Origin of the sequence: Myxococcus sp. AB025B, assembly GCF_006518215.1 — a bacterium.
In the GTDB taxonomy this organism is placed as follows: Bacteria; Myxococcota; Myxococcia; order Myxococcales; family Myxococcaceae; genus Myxococcus; species Myxococcus fulvus.
In genome coordinates this window covers 1-16365 of the sequence record NZ_SRLW01000228.1, presented here as the reverse complement: position 1 = coordinate 16365, position 16365 = coordinate 1, and the positions used below count along the sequence as shown (strand labels likewise).

12 protein-coding genes are annotated in these 16365 nt (G+C 69.9%); all 12 read right to left on the bottom strand.

Going from position 1 to position 16365, the window contains the following annotated elements; all coding sequences use genetic code 11:
• Positions 1–228: 228 nt before the first annotated feature.
• Positions 229–903 (bottom strand): ABC transporter ATP-binding protein, encoded by a 675-nt coding sequence (locus FL311_RS30480; RefSeq protein WP_046714818.1) that lies wholly within the window; start codon positions 901–903, stop codon positions 229–231.
• 2 nt (positions 904–905) lie between these two features.
• Positions 906–3299, bottom strand: a complete 2394-nt coding sequence (locus tag FL311_RS30475) for an ABC transporter permease (protein ID WP_141330619.1) — start codon at positions 3297–3299, stop codon at positions 906–908.
• A gap of 12 nt (positions 3300–3311) precedes the next feature.
• Positions 3312–4841 carry a lysine--tRNA ligase gene (gene lysS / locus FL311_RS30470; RefSeq protein ID WP_141330617.1) on the bottom strand — a complete coding sequence of 510 codons (1530 nt, stop codon included), beginning with the start codon at positions 4839–4841 and terminating at the stop codon, positions 3312–3314.
• A gap of 73 nt (positions 4842–4914) precedes the next feature.
• Positions 4915–5298 carry an anti-sigma factor gene (locus FL311_RS30465; RefSeq protein ID WP_141330615.1) on the bottom strand — a complete coding sequence of 128 codons (384 nt, stop codon included), beginning with the start codon at positions 5296–5298 and terminating at the stop codon, positions 4915–4917.
• Complete coding sequence (locus FL311_RS30460) at positions 5295–5921, bottom strand: RNA polymerase sigma factor (protein WP_141330613.1); 627 nt, start codon at positions 5919–5921, stop codon at positions 5295–5297. The genes FL311_RS30465 and FL311_RS30460 overlap by 4 nt, the downstream gene beginning before the upstream one ends.
• Before the next feature lie 124 nt (positions 5922–6045).
• A protein-coding gene (gene prfB / locus FL311_RS30455; protein WP_223745829.1) for a peptide chain release factor 2 occupies positions 6046–7168 on the bottom strand; the annotation gives its coding sequence in 2 pieces (ribosomal slippage) (positions 6046–7098 and positions 7100–7168; 1122 coding nt in all).
• A gap of 78 nt (positions 7169–7246) precedes the next feature.
• The gene (locus FL311_RS30450; protein ID WP_141330609.1) at positions 7247–8575 is read right to left on the bottom strand and encodes a DUF4105 domain-containing protein; all 1329 of its coding nucleotides are present in this window, start codon (positions 8573–8575) and stop codon (positions 7247–7249) included.
• 98 nt (positions 8576–8673) lie between these two features.
• Complete coding sequence (gene ybeY, locus FL311_RS30445) at positions 8674–9531, bottom strand: rRNA maturation RNase YbeY (RefSeq protein WP_141330607.1); 858 nt, start codon at positions 9529–9531, stop codon at positions 8674–8676.
• A gap of 22 nt (positions 9532–9553) precedes the next feature.
• Entirely contained in the window at positions 9554–12055 is a 2502-nt protein-coding gene (locus tag FL311_RS30440) for an HD family phosphohydrolase (protein WP_194869420.1), read from the bottom strand.
• A gap of 134 nt (positions 12056–12189) precedes the next feature.
• The gene (locus FL311_RS30435) at positions 12190–13284 is read right to left on the bottom strand and encodes a PhoH family protein (protein WP_141330603.1); all 1095 of its coding nucleotides are present in this window, start codon (positions 13282–13284) and stop codon (positions 12190–12192) included.
• An 84-nt stretch (positions 13285–13368) separates the two neighbouring features.
• Positions 13369–14490 carry a DUF4388 domain-containing protein gene (locus FL311_RS30430; protein ID WP_141330601.1) on the bottom strand — a complete coding sequence of 374 codons (1122 nt, stop codon included), beginning with the start codon at positions 14488–14490 and terminating at the stop codon, positions 13369–13371.
• A 2-nt stretch (positions 14491–14492) separates the two neighbouring features.
• Positions 14493–16365: M48 family metallopeptidase (locus FL311_RS44305; RefSeq protein WP_141330599.1), on the bottom strand; the 1873-nt coding region annotated here is incomplete at its 5' end.

The following is a 16365-nucleotide window of genomic DNA, read 5'->3' as shown; positions in this document are numbered from 1 at the left end:
GTCGGGGTTGCGGGCGCGGGGGAGCTCGGAACCGGGGCCTCGGAAGGCGCACCCCCGTTCACCTGCGCCTGGACGGAGCCGGGCACGAGCGACCACAGGACGACCGCTAGCAGCGGGAGCAGTGACTTGCGCGACAGAACGGGGTGCCTCAAGGGGAGACCGGCCAGGAAAAGGCGGGGCAATCTACGAGAAGGGGCCGAAGACCCTCAATCCAAAAGCGCGGAGCCATCAAGCCTCCGACACCTGCCCCCCTGCCAACCGCAGGCGGCGGGGCATGGAACGGGCCAGGGTTTCATTGTGGGTGACGACCACGGCGGTGATGCCCAGGTCCCGGTTGACGTCCCTCAAAAGCTGATGGATGCCCTCGCCGGTGGCCGGGTCCAGGTTGCCGGTCGGCTCGTCGGCGAGCAGGACGGCGGGCTTGAGCACCAGGGCGCGCGCCAGGGCCACCCGCTGGGCTTCACCACCGGACAGTTCCCCCGGCCTGTGGTCCACCCGCTGTCCCAGTCCCACCCGCTCCAGGAGCTCCCGGGCATAGGTATAGGCGCCGGCGCGGTCCTTGCGCTGGATGAGCGCGGGCATGGCCACGTTCTCCAGGGCGGTGAACTCCGGCAGCAGGTAGTGGCTCTGGAAGACGAAGCCCATCGTCTGGTTGCGGAACTCGGCGATCTCCGCGTCGTTCATGGCGAACACGGAGCGGCCCTCGAAGAAGACCTCCCCGGCGGCCGGCGCGTCCAGGGTGCCCAGCACGTGCAGGAAGGTGCTCTTCCCCGCGCCGGAGGCGCCCACCAGCGAGACGAGCTCTCCCTTGCCGATGTCGAGCGACACCGCGCGCAGCACGTCGATGCGCTTGCCGTGCAGGAAGTAGCTCTTGAAGACGTTGCGGATGGACAACAGCGTCATGGCTACTCCGCCTTCAACCCTTCCACCGGCTCCACGCTGCTGGCCTTGAGGGCCGGGTAGATGGAGGCCAGGTACGTGACGAGCACCGCGATGACGACGGCCAGCGCGGTCTGCAGGGGCTCCACGCGCACCGGCAGCGCGGGGATGTAATAGACCTCGGGGTCCAGCTTGATGCCGACCTTCTCGATGAAGAGGCACCACGACAGGCCGGAGAACAGGCCCAGCAGGCCGCCGGCGACGCCAATCTGGAGCCCCTCGGCGAGGAAGATCTTCACGATGCCGCCATCGGGGACGCCCAGCGCCTTGAGCACGGAGATCTCCTTGCGCTTCTCCAGCACGAGCATGATGACGGTGGCGACGATGAGGCCCGCGGCGACGATGATGATGATGGAGAGGATGATGCCCATCACCAGCTTCTCCAGACGCAGCGCGGAGAAGAGGTTCTTGTTCATCTCGCCCCAGTCGCGGGCCCGGTAGGGGTAGCCGCCCAGCGCCTTCACCACCTGCCCGGCGATGCGGCGCGCGTCGTCGATGTCGAGCACCTTCAATTCGATGCCGGACGCGCCCTGGACGCCGAAGAAGTCCTGCGCTTCCTTGAGCAGGATGTAGACGAACTTGGAGTCGTACTCGTACATCCCCGAGTAGAAGATGGCCGCCACGCGGTAGGCGCGGTTCTTGGGGACGGGGCCGGACGGCGACAGTTCGGTGCCCAGCGGGGACACAACGTTGACGCGGTCCCCCACCACCACGCGCAGGGACGCGGCCAGCTCCCGGCCAATCACGATGCCGGGCAGCACGGGCGTCTTCTTCGCGGGGCCGGTGCGACGGATGATGTCGTCCTCCGCGGGCGCCTCGTCACCCTCCCCCGCCGGCGTCTCGGCCTCCTCTTCGTCCCCGCCACGCGAGAGGATCTTCTCCGGCGTGTAGAGGATGTCGAGCGAGCCGCCGCCCAGGATGTTCCGGGGCAGGTCCGTCACGTCGCCCACCGTCTTCGGGTCGATGCCCTTGATGATGACGCCGTCGACGTTGCCCTCGGACGCGATCATCACCTGGTTGATGATGAACGGCGTCTGCCCCGCGATGCCCGGGACCTTGCGGATGGTCTCCATGACCTTGGGGTACTCGGGCAAATCCCCCGCGTAGCGCGACACCACCGCGTGCGCGTTGGTGCCGAGGATCTTCTGCTGCAGGTCCGCCTCGAAGCCGCTCATCACCGACAGCACGATGATGAGCGCCATGACCCCCACGCCCACGCCGCCCACCGACAGCGCGGTCATCATCATGGTCGGCGACTGCTCGCGCAGCTTCAGCTTGTGCAGCGCCTCGGAAGCGGCCAGCGGGTCCGACAGGCCCAGCGAGCGGATGCGCGTCTTCTCCACCGCGGCCTCGGCGGCGCGGATGATGAAGTAGACGAGCAGCGGCGGGATGATGCCGAACATCAGCACCGCCAGCGTCCCCAACAGGAGCGACGGGCGGAACACCGCCACGTGGCGGCGCGCGACGAACAGCTCGAAGCCGAGCTTCAGGTCCACGCGCCCGCTGCCGGCGGCGATGAAGCCCGTGTTGATGCCCAGCACCAGCGCCAGCACCAGCCCGGTGAAGGTCAGCCAGTACGCCAGCTCCGGGCGGCCCAGCAGTCCCGCGACATACGTCACCTCGCGCAGCCGGTAGCCGAGCGCGAGCTGGAGCGACGGAATCCGCTCCATCAGCGTGAGCAGGATGGGGACCGGCAGGCCCAGGTAGAGCACGCCGATGGTGGCCTCGGGCAGCGCGAGCCGCTGCGCGCGCGAAGCGCCCACGAAGCCGGAGATGAAGGCGACCAGGCCCGCGACGACCAGGGCGATGGCGAACGCCCCCGTGGGCGGGAGCGACAAGCCGCCGCCCGCGTCACGCGCGGAGGACAGGTCCGTGGAGGGTACGCCGCTGGAGAGCACCGTCTGGAGCAGCACCAGCACCAGCTCCGCCAGCAGGATGCCGCCGCCGTACGCCGCCAGGGTGCTCCAGTAGAAGTCCCGGTAGCGCGCCAGGCGAGGATACAGCGGGGCGCCGGCCGCGGGGCTCGGGCCTTCCGTGGGCTCGGGCGCGCGGCGGATGCCGGAGGCGATGAGCCCCCAGCCCACCAGCCAGGCGAGCGCCCCCGACCAGAGGAAGCCGGGGCTGCCCAGGGGGAGCGACTGCTTCGCGGCGGCCTGCGCCGGCAGCAGCATCACGCCGTCGACGAGCTGGGCCACCCCACCCCAACCGAAGAGCGACAGGCCCAGGGCCGAGGCCACCTCCGCCCACGCCTCGGAGGCGGAGATGGAGAGGCCGACGAGGATGAGGCCCACCAGGGCCACGAGTCCTCCGGCCCAGATGAGACTCCAGCGATGGACGGTCTGCCGTTCTGCCGAGTGCACTTGGCCTCCTGGCTACTTCGCCAGTGGCTTGAGGAGGGGAAACAGGATGACGTCGCGGATGCTCTGCGAATCCGTGAACAGCATCGCGAGGCGATCAATCCCGATGCCCTCACCCGCCGTGGGGGGCATGCCGTGCTCGAGGGCGCGGATGTAGTCCTCGTCGTAGTCCATCGTCTCCTGCTGCCCGCGCTGCTTGGCGTCGAGCTGGGCCTGGAAGCGGCCCTTCTGGTCCAGCGGGTCGTTGAGCTCGGAGAACGCGTTGGCGATTTCCCGACCCGCCACATACAGCTCGAACCGGTCCGCGATTTCCGGATTCTGGTCGTTGCGCCGGGCCAGCGGGGAGACGGCGGTGGGGAAATGGGTGATGAAGGTGGGATGAATCAGGGTGTGCTCGACGTGGGCCTCGAAGAGCGCGCCCACCAGCTCCCCGTGGTTCATCGTGTCCACGGCGCGGCGCTCGGCCTCGCCGCGCGTCGTCTTGAGCAGCTCGTGGCGCAGCTTGCCCTCGTCCGCCATGTCCTTGTCGGACAGCGCGCTGCCCAGCGCCTCGCGGATGGCCTCCGTCATGGAGATGCGCTTCCAGCCCTTGCCGAAGTCCAGCACGTGCTCGCCGTACTTCACCTTGGAGTCGCCGGTGACGGCCTTGGCCGCCTCCGAGATCATCTCCTCGCTCAGGTCCATCAGGTCCTCGTACGTGGCGTACGCCTGATAGAACTCGAGCATGGTGAACTCGGGGTTGTGCCGGGTGCTGATGCCCTCGTTGCGGAAGTTCCGGTTCACCTCGTAGACGCGCTCCAGGCCACCCACCACCAATCGCTTCAGGTACAGCTCCGGAGCGATGCGCATGTACAGGTCGATGTCGAGCGCGTTGTGGTGCGTGGAGAACGGCCGCGCGGCGGCGCCCGACACCAGCGGGTGCATCATGGGCGTCTCCACCTCGATGAAGTCACGCCCGTCGAGGAAGGAGCGGATGAAGCGGATGAGCTTGTTCCTGCGCAGGAACGTCTGCTTCACGTCCGGGTTGGACACCAGGTCCAGGTAGCGCTGGCGGTAGCGGATCTCCACGTCCGTCAGGCCGTGCCACTTCTCCGGCAGCGGACGCAGCGACTTGGTCAGCGGGGAGAACTTCGTCGCGGCCAGGGTCAGCTCGCCCGTCTTCGAGCGGAACAGCGTGCCGGTGACGGCCAGGAAGTCGCCCAGGTCGCACAGCTTGAAGACCTCGTACGCGTCCGCCAGCGCGTCCTTCTTCATGTGGACCTGGATTTCGCCCGAGCGGTCCCGCAGCTTGATGAAGGCGGCCTTGCCGAACGAGCGCATGGCGACCAGCCGGCCCGCGACGTCGTAGGTGACGGGGGTCTGCTCGAGCGACTCCGGGGTGGAGTCCGCGTGTCTGGCGAGGATGTCGGCGGCGAGGTGCTGGGGAGCGTGGCCGTTGCCGTACGGGTTGAAGCCGGCCTCGCGCCACTTCGCGGCCTTCTCCAGCCGCTGCTCGTAGATTTCCTGCTCCTTCGAACCCAGGTCGTTGTTCTGGTCTTCAGCCATCGCGCGCCCTTCCAAGAGGCGCGGCACCGTAGCCAAGGCTCCCCCGGGACGCAACGCAACACATCGGGAAGCTTCAGGGGGCGGCCATCACCAGGAAGGCGGCCACGGCGGCGGCCAGGAGCAGGGGGATGAGGATCTCCACCGGGAAGCGGTGGTTCATATGCGCCATGTGCAGGCCCTTGAGGCCGAAGCGGCGCTGGCGGCGCACGCGCGTCATCACCAGCGACGCCAGGGCCGGGGGGGCCTTCTCCTTCTGCACACCCCGCACGCGCTGCACCGTGCGCGAATAGCCCTCCCACCCGTGGCGGCACTCGTCGCAGCCGTCCAGGTGCGTGCGCACCGCCTGCGCCTGGGGGGCGGGCAGCTCGTCGTCGGCGAGCGCGAGGAACAGGGCCCTCGCCTCGCGGTGGTTCATCCGCGGGTCCACGTCCGGGAGTCTGCGATGGAATTGGCTCATGGCTCAAGCCGCCCCAGGAGATTGGCCAGCTTCTCGCGCGCGCGGTGCAGCCGGCTCTTCACGGTGCCCTCGGGCAACTCCGTGATGTCCACGATTTCGTCGTAGCTCAGCCCCTCGATGTCGCGCAGCGCCACCAGCACGCGCGCGTCGGGGTCCAGCTGGGAGATGGCCCACTGCACCCGGGCCCGCTCGCGCGCGGACTCCAGGGCGGCGTCCGGCGTGGGCGGGGCACCCGGGCCGTCCACCCACGCGTCGCTCGTCTCGTCGTACTCCTCCGAGCGGCCCCGGCCCCGGCGCTTCAGGTACTTCAGCCGGTTGATGCAGTGGTTCTTCGTGATTCGGAACAGCCAGGTGGACAGCCGCGCGTCCTCGCGGAAGCGGCGGACGTTCTGGTGCACGCTGACGAAGATCTCCTGCACCAGGTCATGCGCCTCCTCGCGGTCCCCGAGCATGCGGACGCAGAAGTCGTAGACACGGTCCTGGCGGGTGCGCACCAGCTGCTCGAAGGCATCCGAGTCCCCTTGGCGAAGGCGCGCCAGCAGGGCCGCGTCCTCACGCCGGGAGTCGGACGCCTCGGCGGCCGGCCCGTCCTGTCCGATTTCGAGCACGCCGCCCGGTGACACCGGTGTCCTCCCGCGACGGCCCCTCCCTCCCAGGAGGAGCCACAGCCCCAGAAGCCTACCCCTTTCCCCTGCCCCGCCGCCTTCCGACAGCGGGGCGTGGAAAAGGTTCCACCGGACTGCGCGACTAATCCAACGCCGCGTTGCGGTTGGGGTTCTTCACGCCCAACAACTGCGCGGTGATGAACTCCTCCAGCTCACCGTCCAGCACCGAGTCCACGTTGCCCGTCTCCACGCCGGTGCGCAGGTCCTTCACCATGCGGTACGGCGCGAGCACGTAGGAGCGGATCTGCGAGCCGAAGGAGATGTCCTTCTTGGCGGCCTCGGCGGCGTCGCGCAGGGCCTCGCGCTTCTTCATCTCCAGCTCGTACAGGCGGCCGCGAAGAATCTTGAAGGCCATGTCCTTGTTGGCCGACTGCGAGCGCTCGGTCTGGCAGGTGATGATGATGCCCGTGGGCAGGTGGCGCAGCTGCGCGGTGGAGGACGTCTTGTTCACCTTCTGTCCACCGGCGCCGCCGCCGCGGATGAACTTCAGGTCGATGTCCTTCTCCGGGATGTCGATTTGAATGGTGTCATCGACCTCCGGGTAGACGTCCACGGACGCGAAGGCCGTCTGGCGGCGCGCGTTGGCGTCGAAGGGGGAGATGCGCACCAGCCGGTGCACGCCCACCTCGGCCTTGAGGTAGCCGTAGGCGAAGTCGCCCTCGATGCGCAGCGAGACGTTCTTGAAGCCCGCCTCCTCGCCCGGCACCTCGTCGTTGATCTCGACCTTCCAGCCCTTGGACTCGCAGTAGCGCGTGTACATGCGCAGCAGCATGGCCGCCCAGTCCATGGAGTCCGTGCCACCAGCGCCGGCGTTGATGTCCATGAAGCAGCTGCTGCGGTCCTGCTCGCCGGAGAGCATGCGCGCCAGTTCCAGCTTGGCGACCTCGCCGTCCAGCCCCTCGAGCGAGCCTTCCGCCTCGCGGGCCGTGTCCTCGTCACCGGCCTCCGCGGCCAGCTCCAGGAGCGTCTGCGCGTCATCCAGCCCGCGCATCACCTTGTCGTAGGCGCCCACGCTCAGCTCCAGCGTGGACTTCTCCTTCAACATCGCCTGCGCCTTGGTGTTGTCGTCCCAGAAGTTCGGCTGCGTGCTGTCCCGCTCAATCAGCGCGATGCGGGAGCGCTTGCGGTCGAGGTCAAAGATGCCCCCGGAGCGCCAACACGCGCTCCCTGAGGCCGTTGATCTTCTCCATCGAATCGTTCGCCATGGTGTGTCGTTCCTCGTCTTCGGACGCGCGCGGCGCTGCTCGCCGACCGCCCGGGTGAAAGGGTTGAAGGTGAAGGCCTCAGGGCGCCTCGAGCCGAGCGACGGGCCCGTCCCGCCGCGCTGACGCCCGCGCCCCGCCCGGCAGCCGCGCCAGCAGGCGCTCCAGGCCGAAGGCCCCCGCCATCCCCAGGGAGATGGGCAGGATGAGCGCGATGAGCCGCCAGTTGTCCTGGTCGAACGGCGGCAACAGCTTGAGCACCACGCCCAAGACGCCGCTTCCCGCCAGCACCGCCCAGAGCTTGAACAGCCGCGTGCGCGCCTTCGGGTTCTTGCCCCGCATGAGGGACACCCCGAAGGGGATGGCGAGCAGCGTCAGCGGGTTGGCCAGAAAGAGGTTCTCGTTGCGGTACGTCACCGTGTGGTCCGTCACCAACCACATGACGAAGAGCGCCGTGCCGGGGATGCCCAGCACCAGCCCGAGCAGCGCGTTCTCCAACCCGAGCAGCACCCGGGGCAGCCGGCCGCCCTTCTTGCGCTCCCAGGCGGCCAGCCCCAGCGCGGCGCCCCCGAGCCCCAGCCCGAGCGCCAGGATCCACGGCCCCCAGGGCGGAGGCTCGACGGGAGGACGCGGGCGGTTGGACGCCTCGTAATAGTTCCACTGCCGGGCCACCAGCGGACGCAGCTGGCCGTCCGCGCCCTTCACCTGGAGCGAGGCGACCTGCTGCTCCAGCTCGTCCGGGAGGAAGGCCTCCTCCCAGCGGGTGATCGGGTGGTCGATTTCATCGTTCATCATGAAGTCGAGCAGCACGCTCATCGGCGGGTTCACCGCGGTGTAGCGCCGCGTGTGCTCGCGCAGCGTCATCCGCCCCGGCGCCCGGTCCGCCTCGCGCAACTGGCCCCCCGTGGCCACGTCGATCATGTCCCGCAGACGCGTGACGCAGTTGTCGTTGTAGTGGTGATACAGGTACTCGCGGTTCTCCGGCAGGACGTTGTCGGCCAGGCGCCTGGCGACCTGCTCGCGCTGCTCCGGGGTGAGGTTCAGCTCCTGGATGCGGACGTCGCGGTCCTCGGCGCGGTAGTAGCGGTAGGTGGCCTCCGCGCGGGCCTGCCCCACCCAGAACTCCAGGCGGCCCATGGCGAAGCGGGCCAGCATGGCGTCGTCGAAGGAGAACATCCCGTAGTTGTAGAGACGCGAGACGCCGAGCTTGCGGTCCTCGACCACCAGCGAGCCGTGGCCCCACCAGGCGGGCACGTCGTCGCCGGGGCTGAACGTGGCCAATGAGATGACCAGGTCCTCGCCCTGGCTCTCGCCCGTGCCCCAGGGGGGCACAAGCCCCGACTGCGCATGCGCGGGAGACGCGAGCAACAAGCCGAGCAGACCGAGGGCGATGAGCGACAGGCGGAGCATGGCTGTGTCCAACACGCGGGAGGCGGCCTACCTATCATGCGCGATGGCCGACTCAATCGACAGGATGCCGGATTGTCCGACAGGGAGCCGTGCGAGGCCTACATCAGGCTGCGCGCCCGGCGGGCCTTCGCGTCCACTTGGAGCGAGTCCGCCACCATGCCGCGCTCGCCCAACAGCTCCTCCTCCAGGGCCGCCATCCGCTTGGCGTCGCGCGGGCGCTCGTGGTCGTGCCCCAACAGGTGGAGCAGCCCGTGCGCCAGGTAGCGCGCCATCTCCGACTCCAGCGGTCGGCCGTACTCCTTGGCCTGCCGCTTCGCGGTGTCCAGGGAGATGACCACGTCGCCCAGGGGCCGGGGGCCCGGAGTCCCCTTGGGCAAATCGCCCGCGGGGAAGCTCAGCACGTCGGTGGCCTTGTCCTTGTCGCGCCAGGTGCGGTTGAGCCGGCGGATGGCCCGGTCGTCGACGAGCGACAGCGACAGCTCGCAGTGCGCCAGCGACAGGCGCGTCAGGTAGTCGCGCGCCCACGTCGTGAGCAGCCGGCCGAACTCCTTGCCCTGGGGGTGCGCCACCTGCAGCGTGACGACGTTCTCCGTCTTCGGGGGCGCGGGGGCCTCCATGTGCGCGCGCTCGGGGCGGAAGGCCGGGGCGCAGACGGACCAGTAGTCACACGCGCCCTTGCCGTCGTTGCGGTACACCACGCGCTTGCCGCGCGGCACCAGGCCGACCTCGCCCGCGGCGATGCGCTCGCGGCGGCCCTCGATGACGAGCGTCAGCTCGCCCTTGAGGACCAGCACGACCTCGTCGAACTCCGGCCGCTGCGCCGGCTCCGCCCAGCCCGGCGGCGCCAGCATGCGCGCCACGGAAGCCGAGTCCGTGCCGGTGGTCGCCGCGCCCACGAACTCCTCGATGCGCTTGCCGTCATCCCTCGGGATGACCTTGCCCTTGCGCAGTCTCACGCCGTCACTCCTCGCACCCCTGTCACGAAGCCCCCGCCGAGCGTGCCTTGTCCTTGGTCTCCACGGCCTTGCCCCCCGCCACCACCAGCGGCGGCGCCTTGCCGCCTCCCACCGCGCCGGCCGGATACACCGGACGCGTGTGGTAGATGCCCTCGAGCGTGTGCAGGAAGGACTGGGAGATGAGGTTCAGGTCCTTCAGCGTCAGGTCGCACTCGTCGAGCTGCCCCTCGGAGAAGATGAGGTTGATGATCTTCTGGAGCTGGGCCTGGAGCTTGGGCGTGGTGGGCTCCGCCATGGAGCGCGTCGAGGCCTCCACCGCGTCGGCGATCATCACCAGCGCCGCCTCGCGGAACTGGGGCTTCGGTCCCGGGTAGCGGTAGATGCTCTCGTCGATGGGGGGCGCGCCTTCCTTGCCCTCCTGCTCCTTCAAGGCCTTGTGGTAGAAATAGCCCACCGTGCGCGTGCCGTGGTGCTGCGGAATCGCGTCCGCCACCAGCTTGGGCAGCCGGTACTGGCGCGCCATCTCCAGCCCTTCCGTCACGTGGCGCTTGATGATGACGGCGCTCATCGCGGGGGCCAGCGAGTCGTGGCGGTTCTCGCCCTTCTGGTTCTCACCGAAGTAGAGCGGATTCCGACCCTTGCCGATGTCGTGGTAGTACGCGCACGAGCGCGCCAGCAGCGGATTGGCGCCGATGGTCTCCGCCGCGTTCTCCACCAGCGTGCCGATGATGATGGAGTGGTGGTAGGTGCCGGGCGCCTGGACGATGAGCTCCTTGAGCGCCGGGTGGTTGAGGTTCGCCAGCTCCAGCAGTTTGATGTCGGACGCGTAGCCGAACGTCATCTCGATGAGCGGCGTGAGCGCCATCACCATCACCGGCACCGCGAGCGACGAGCCGACGAACGCGCTCAGCGCGGTGATGGCCGTGTCGGCCGTCAGGCCCTTGCCCTCGACGAGGAACAGGAACAGCACCGCCACCGTGTTGGCCGCGCCGGTGACGAGCCCCGCGCGGAAGATGCCCACGCGGTCCTTCGCCCGGACGATGCGGTCGGCCGCCACCAGCGAGCCCACCAGCGTGTAGATGCCGAACGCCAGCGAGTTGCCCAGCATCACGCCCGCCAGACACGCGAACACCATGGCGAAGAAGAGCGCCAGCTCCTGCGTGAGGATGAAGCGCACCAGCATGGCGCCCGCGGCCACCGGGAACACGTAGTAGAGCGCCTCGATGGGCAGCGCCGTGTACCGGTCCTGGATGGCGTCCGCGATGGACACCCAGAGCTGCAGGAGCGCCAGCGTGCCCACCAGCAGCCCCCCCAGCAGGACGCCGTCCTTGCGCGTGGGCCGGAAGCGGCGGAACGCCGTCATGCAGAAGAAGTACGAGGCCACCACCAGCAGGGCCACCAGCCCCGTGCCGCCCAGCTGCACCTGCACCAGGTCCAGCCGGTCCGTCTCCGCGCGCATGCCGCGCAGCACCACCAGGTGCCCCTCGTTCACCAGCTCGCCATCGCCGATGACGCGCTGGCCCTTCTTGATGGAGATGACGGCGTCCTTCACCGCCTGCGCGGCCTGGTGCCGGCGCGCGTCCGTCTCCGCGATGTTGATGGTGAGGTTGGCGCGCACCAGCCGCTTGGCCAGCCGCAGCACCGCACGGCGCTGCACACCGGGCGCGTCCGGCAGGAGGTTGCCGGGGATGGAGGCGAAGCGCTCCATCTCCTGGTGCGCCTCACGGATGTCCGCCACCTGCGGCGCGCCGTTGGGCAGGGTCTCCTCGCCCTTGTTCACCACGTCCCGCACGGTGAGGCCCTGCGGGGCCTCGCGCGCCAGCTCCTCCCGGGAGCCCGCCACGTTCACCGGGCCCTGCTCGGAGCGGTACGCCCGCTCCAGCAGCAGCAAGGTGGCCGTCTCCACCTCGTCCGAGAACCCCTTCGCGTAGAGCGCCTGGAAGTCCTCGGCCTCCAGCCCCGCGTCGCGCTGGCCGAAGAGCAACTCTTGGAGCTCCGCCTGCATCTCCTCGCGCGTCCGGCGCTCACGCTCCACCTGCTCGGGCGTCAGCACCGGGGCCTTGCGCGACTTCTTCGGGGCGGCGCCCTCCTCCGGCTCCAGCTCCGACTGGGCCTCGGCCAGCTCCGCCAGCCGCTGGCGCATGGTCGCGAAGGACGCGCGCACCACGGTGCGCAGGTGTCCCACCACGGCCGGGTTCAAGTCGTAGACAGGCTTGACGGCGGAGCGGGCCTCCTGGCGCCGCTGGGCCGTCATGGCGCGGTGGACGACCTCGTAGTCGCGCACGGCCTTGAAGCCCGCGGGGGAGCTGGCCCGGAAGGGCTTGCCGAGGTTCTCCTCGGAGAGGGCGGGGATCTGCTGGCTGTACAGCCCGGGGGAGATGACGAAGCCCGCCCCCACCGACACGAGGAGCAGGAGGAACACCTGGACCGCACGCCGCCCCCAGACGCCTCGGCCCAGGCCAAAGCGTGCTGCGAGCGCGTCCAACGGACTGGGCGCGGGGTGCTGCGGTTCCGGTTCGTCCATGGAGGTCCTCACCCTAGATAGGGGCCGTGGCTCCATCAAGGCCGCAGCGTCCCGGAATATTCACGGGGCCGGAAATACGAATGCCCGCCCGCCAGGGTAGGCGCGGGTGGGCATACGTAAGCCTCGACAGGTGCTCAGCCGACGGCGGCCTCCGGCGGGATGGCGACCAGGGGAGCGGACTCCGAGGGGGAGGCCGTGGCCTGGGCGGCCTCGCGAGCGGCGTGGGCCTCGCGCTGCGCCAGCTCCGCCTTGTCGTACGCGCGGATGACCTCCTGGACCAGCGGGTGGCGCACGACGTCCACGTCGGAGAACTCCGCGAAGTGGATGCCGTCGATGTTCTTGAGCACCGCGCGGGCGTGGTTCAGGCCGGACAGCTTCCCGGTGGGGAGGTCCACCTGCGTCACGTCGCCGGTGATGACGGCCTTGCTGTTGTAGCCCAGGCGCGTCAGGAACATCTTCATCTGCTCCACGGTGGTGTTCTGGGCCTCGTCGAGGATGACGAAGGCGTCGTTGAGGGTGCGGCCGCGCATGAACGCCAGCGGAGCCACCTCCACCACGCCCTCCTCCACCAGGTGCGCCGCGCGCTCGGCGGCCATCATGTCGTGCAGCGCGTCGTAGAGCGGCCGCAGGTACGGGTTCACCTTCTCCTGCAGGTCTCCTGGAAGGAAGCCGAGCTTCTCACCCGCCTCCACCGCGGGGCGCGCGAGGATGATGCGCTTGACCTTGCGCTCCTGGAGGAAGGCCACCGCCATGGCCATGGCCAGGTACGTCTTGCCCGTACCGGCGGGGCCGATGCCGAAGACGATGTCGTGGGCGCGGATGGCGTCCACGTAGCGCTTCTGGGCGATGCTCTTGGGCGCGATCTGCCGGTTGCCGGAGCTCTTGAGGACCGGGCCGAGCATGACCTCCTGCAGGGACTCCGCGCCGCGGCCGAGCACCTTGATGCCCTGCTCCACGTCCTCGCGGTAGATGGGGCGACCGGCGCGGATCATCCCCTCCAGGTTCTCCAGGAGGCGCACCGTGAAGGCCACCGCGTCGGACGGGCCGGACAGGTGGAACTCCGTCCCCCGTTGTCCCACACGGACCCCGAGGCGTCGCTCCATCAGTTTGAGGTTTTCGTTCTGGTTGCCGCACAGCGCCAGGGCCGTCTCGTTGTCACGGACGTCCACCTTGGCGGAGGAGGCGGTGACGGCGGCTGCGGGCGCTTCCAACGTGGCGGGGTTTCGCAATGCGGGTCGTTCCTCGGGTCGGTACCAGTTGTCTTCAACGTAACGCCGCCCCCCCCGGCTCCGAAAGACGACTTCACGCAGAGGCTAGCGCAAGGGTGGCAGGAGGACGAACCGCCGAGCGGCCAGCCGCCGGTAGTAGTACTCCTCCCGCCAGGGGTATCTGAGTTCCTCCGAGCTCAACAATCCAGCCTGGACCAAAGCATCCAACCGCTCCGGCAACTCACCCCGTTCCAGACGGAACACTTCGAGCGCGGCCTCGATGCGGACGCGTTGGGCATCGGAAACATGACGCTGGGCCGCAGGGTCCGCGAACGCCGTGGCCCCGCGCGTGCGCTCCGCATCGGAGAGCGCCACCCGGAAGACGACCACCCCCAGCACCGCCAGCACCAGCATGGTGGCCACCACGCGCCCCACCGCGCCCACCAGCCGTGAGAGCAGCCGCTCGTCACCTGGGGCCGGAGCCCTTGCGCCCTCGGGGTGGATGACCCGGACGTACTCGCCCTTCACCAGGTTGTGCAGCGCCTTGCAGGTCTCGAACTCGCCCAGGCAGCAGACATCCACCAGCTTGCGCAAATCCCGGCCGGGCGCGATTTCGTCGTACACGCGGCGCTCGGTGCCCGCGATGACGCCCAGCTCGCCGCCCTCCTCGCCCTCGCGGGGCGGGGGCAGCGCCTTGAGCCGCTCGAAGGAGAGGTCGTCGCGGTGGATGGACTTCCGGATGACGGGCCACTCGTCCACCATCCGGAAGCCCTCCATGAGCACCGTCTCGGCGCGCAGGGGGCGGATGGCCTCGGCGTCGGGCTCCACGGGCTCCTGGATGAACTCGTAGGTGCCGGCCTTCCACGTGAAGAGGCGGTAGAGCGTCTCCGTGGCCTGCAGCTGCATCATCGACTGGAAGCGCTCGGTGGTGAGCGCGTGGCTGGAGACGAGCACGTCGCCCAGCCGCTTCAGGGTGCGCCGCTGCGTCTCCAGCGCCGCCTCCAGCTGCGTCTCGGTGATGAGCTCGGCGCGCACCAGCATGGCACCGATGAGGTCCTTGCGCTTGCGGGTGACGCTCTCGACCTTGATGATGTGGCCGTCCCGGAAGCCGATGCGGACCTCCTGGTCCTTGTTCTCCAGTTGCAGCGAGCCCGTCTTCTGCTGCTGGCCGATGAGCTGGAGGATGTCGCCGATGCCGAAGTCCTTGAGCGTTCCCTTCAGGGACATGGCTACTCCTCTCCCCTGCGCAGCCGGACCAGGCCCCGCAGCGACATCAGGTGGATGCCCACCAGCAGCAGCACCGCCGGCACCAGCTTGAGGTACAGCGGCGCGTCCGCGTACGGCGCGCGCACCAGGCCCCGATACAGCAGCGAGGCGGCCAGCGCGAAGAGGAACAGGAAGGCGTACAGCGCCCCGCGCACCGTGCTCCCGGAGAAGACGTGTCCCGCGCCGGACAGGAGCGCGCCCACCGCGTACGTCACCCGTCCCACCCAGGCCTGGTGGCGCTGCACTTCATCCGCCTTGCGCTGACGCAGCTGCTGGGGAACCAGGCCCCGGCGACTGAAGACGTTCACGCACTGGCCACACTGGGTGCTGCCCACGCCCAGCTCCGGGTCGCACCGCGTGCACACCGGACGGCCGCAGCGCTCGCACACCTTCGCGGCCTTCAGCCGCCGCGCCGCAAGGCCCCAGAGCACCAGCAGCCCCGCCACGCCGGCGGGAAGCAGCCAGGACACCGGCCCCGGCGCCACGCCCGGCAACACCCAGCCGGACAGCTGCGCCTCCACCCGCCGCCCCGCCTCCGAGCCGTCCGCGAGCGACAGCCACTCCGATGCGGGCACCGTGGGCGCGAGCGTCAACAGGTTGAGCAGCAGGCGGTCATCCGGAGGGGGCTCGCGGCGGAGCAGCTCGCCATCGAGCGCCTGCGCGGACGCGGTCGCCGTGGCCGCGCGGTCCAGTTCCTTGCCCACCTCCGAGTCCGGCAGCGTCTTGGCCCGCCGGCGGTGGAGCTGCGCCAGGTTGTAGTGCGGCGCGGCCATCCTCGGGTCGGCCTGCGAGGCCTGCACGTAGAGCTGCGCGGCGCCGTCCACGTCCCCCAGCCCCACCAGCGTGTTGCCGAAGCGGGTCAACAGGCGCGCGTCCCCGCTGCGCACGGCCGAGGCCGCCTTGAAGTGCGCGCGGGCGTCCTCCAGCAGACCGCGGCGCGACTCGTAGTGCCCCAGCGCGTTGAGCTCCGCGAAGCTGGCCGCGCGCGACTCGTGCCGCGCCTTGACGCGGGCCACGGCGCCCTCGGCGGACAGGCCACCGCGCTCCAACAGAAATACGTCCTCGGCGGGCGTGCCCGCGAACGCCGTCACCCGGGTGAGCTGTCCCGCGGCGAGCGGCGTCAGGCCGAGCCCCGCCACCAGCACGGCGGAGACGACGCGCTCCCGGTTCGTCAGGTACGCCGCCACCACGGCGAGCAGCACCAGCAGCCGGGGCACCAGCCCCCACGGCAGCGTCAGCGGCAGCCCGAGCAGCAGCACCCCGAGCAGCGCCGACTGCCAGCGCGCGACGGCTCGCGGCAGCAGGTGGTGGAAGTCGTGCAGCGCGTAGCGCACGCGCCTGAGGAACAGCAGCGCGACGAAGAGCACGGCCGTGGCCGACCAGGCCAGGAGCAACAACGAGCCCAGGTCCGCCAGCGCCGGCCCCCGGTAGCGGGGATCCAACGCGAGGGACAGGAAGGCGGCGCGAAGCTCGCCCAGCACCCGGCCCACGGCGGTGAAGTCCTCCTGGGCATAGAGCTCCGCGAGCTCGAAGTGCGCCAGCGGGAGCCGGGGCGACAGCTCCACCGCGAGCCGGGCCAGCCGCACCGCGCCGCCCATGTCCCCGGCCCGACGCCGGACATCGGACTCGCGGAGGAAGCCGACGCTGATGGGCTCCAGGTCCGCGGCGAGCAGCTCCTGCTTGAGCGTCAGGAGCTCCTGCTGCGCCTTCTCGGCCGTGCCGACGTCGTTCGTCGAGCGCGCCTGCCGCCAGCGGTCCCACACCGCGAGCACCTCCTCGTCCGACACCCGGGGCGCCAGGATGGGGCTCAGCACGGGACGGGGCACGATGACGGGG

Bases quoted from the DNA above. Each gene is read 5' to 3' on its own strand.
- FL311_RS30440 (WP_194869420.1), bottom strand. From the start codon at position 12,055: ATGGACGAACCGGAACCGCAGCACCCCGCGCCCAGTCCGTTGGACGCG.
- FL311_RS30465 (WP_141330615.1), bottom strand. From the start codon at position 5,298: ATGAGCCAATTCCATCGCAGACTCCCGGACGTGGACCCGCGGATGAAC.
- lysS (WP_141330617.1), bottom strand. From the start codon at position 4,841: ATGGCTGAAGACCAGAACAACGACCTGGGTTCGAAGGAGCAGGAAATC.
- FL311_RS30480 (WP_046714818.1), bottom strand. From the start codon at position 903: ATGACGCTGTTGTCCATCCGCAACGTCTTCAAGAGCTACTTCCTGCAC.
- FL311_RS30430 (WP_141330601.1), bottom strand. From the start codon at position 14,490: ATGTCCCTGAAGGGAACGCTCAAGGACTTCGGCATCGGCGACATCCTC.
- FL311_RS30450 (WP_141330609.1), bottom strand. From the start codon at position 8,575: ATGCTCCGCCTGTCGCTCATCGCCCTCGGTCTGCTCGGCTTGTTGCTC.